The sequence below is a fragment of the Vibrio genomosp. F10 str. 9ZD137 genome (assembly GCF_049974785.1).
Lineage (GTDB): Bacteria > Pseudomonadota > Gammaproteobacteria > Enterobacterales > Vibrionaceae > Vibrio.
The window spans coordinates 1-765 of the sequence record NZ_JBNGCJ010000128.1 but is presented as its reverse complement, the minus strand read 5'-3'; the positions used below and the strand labels follow the sequence as shown (position 1 = coordinate 765).

General features: G+C 45.4%; 2 protein-coding genes. One reads left to right on the top strand and one right to left on the bottom strand.

Going from position 1 to position 765, the window contains the following annotated elements:
- Positions 1 to 156, top strand: a 156-nt coding sequence (locus tag ACP45E_RS01510) for a DUF2057 family protein (RefSeq protein WP_241824243.1), incomplete at its 5' end; no start/stop codon positions are given.
- Positions 157 to 306: 150 nt separating this feature from the next.
- Here ACP45E_RS01510 and ACP45E_RS01505 read toward each other — a convergent pair.
- Positions 307 to 765: aminotransferase class III-fold pyridoxal phosphate-dependent enzyme (locus ACP45E_RS01505; RefSeq protein WP_141707175.1), on the bottom strand; the 459-nt coding region annotated here is incomplete at its 5' end.

Here is a 765-nt window from a genome sequence, read left to right as displayed (position 1 = left end):
GCTGAGAGCAAAATGGCGACAGAGGCTATCGCCAATGAACAGCCTAAGTTGGCTATCGAAGATACTCAGAATGTAGACCAACTGAAAGCCTGGTATCTCAAAGCATCAAAATCTGAGAAAAAAGAATTCCGCCGTTGGATGATCGATCAAGAATAAAGACTTAAATATGAAGAGATTTATAACTTGAAAACAGATAGAAAGAGGAGCTCAGTGCTCCTCTTTTTGTTGATGTGAACATACTTGGGTGGGGTAGCTTACCTATATTGGCTTAATGTATTGGCGTTGGATGAGCGGGGTTACAAAGAGCTATTCTATAAAGCACTGCGATGACTGCACTGCAGTCGATATAGCGTCAACCAGTACCTTTATTTGATCTGCACTGGAGATAAATGGGGGCATCATATAAATGAGCTTGCCAAATGGACGAATCCATACCCCTTGCTTAACAAAGTGGGCCTGTATCACTTCCATATTCACGTTCTGATGTGTCTCGACCACACCAATCGCACCCAGCCAGCGAACATCTTTGACTTGCTCATATTCGAGTAACTTAGGCAGTTGCTGAGAAAATAGTGCTTCAATAGCTTTAGTCTGCGCTAGCCAGTTTCCTTGCTCAATCAGTTCTAAGCTTGCCGCGCCAACAGCGCAAGCCAGTGGGTTCCCCATAAAGGTTGGGCCATGCATAAAGCAGCTGGCTTCACCCGCACATACTGTATCAGCGACGTGTCTGGTAGTGATGGTTGCGGAGAGAGTCATATACCCGCC